Origin of the sequence: Bacillus cereus (assembly GCF_002567495.1) — a bacterium.
Taxonomy (GTDB): domain Bacteria; phylum Bacillota; class Bacilli; order Bacillales; family Bacillaceae_G; genus Bacillus_A; species Bacillus_A cereus_AQ.
Window position 1 is genome coordinate 1 of record NZ_NVAP01000125.1, and the last position, 681, is coordinate 681.

A 681-nucleotide genomic window follows, 5' to 3' on the forward strand; every position below is an offset into this window, starting at 1 on the left:
GAATTATTACATGTATACTATTGTTCTTTCACTTTCAAAATCCGTATCGAATTTTTTTATTAATTTGTAGTTGTTTATTTTTGACTGGATCCAATTATTACTTTAAAGAAACATTAAAGTTTAATAAAAAATTTCCAAAACAACATAAAACTTTTTTAAGTACACAAGAAGAGGACTCTTTTCCCAAAGAAGTTCGTAAATTTTCAGAAGACTACAATACCATAATAAAAAATGAGTTTTATGAAATACCCATGATTCCTACTGAATTACATATTACAAGCAAAACAGATTCTTCCCATAGTACATCTTTCTTAGTTGAACTTCAAACTAACGAGAATGAAATTACTGATGACTCTGTACAATTAACTCAATCAGACCGTTTTTATGTACTGTTAAATACACCAAAAACAAAAATATCAAGGATAGTATATGAAGGGCAGAATTTTTTCACATTTACAGTCACACTAAAGGCTCTTAATTTACAGCAAGAACCAGAAATTCATAATATGTTTTTAGAAATAGATAAACGTAGAGCGATGAATCTTCTTAATTTTGAAATTAAAGCCCATACTAAAGAATGGAAAGTAACATTTAAAAGTGATAGTTCTCATTCCAATCTTCCTATCACATTTACTTTTGAAAAACGAACAGGCAAATTATAAAAATAAAAAGAGTTATTTT

1 protein-coding gene is annotated in these 681 nt (G+C 27.0%); it reads left to right on the top strand.

Annotated elements, in window-relative coordinates; genetic code table 11:
- On the top strand, positions 1 to 662 hold a 662-nt coding region (locus tag COK05_RS31190), incomplete at its 5' end, for a hypothetical protein (RefSeq protein ID WP_141539329.1).
- Between the last annotated feature and the right edge of the window lie 19 nt (positions 663 to 681).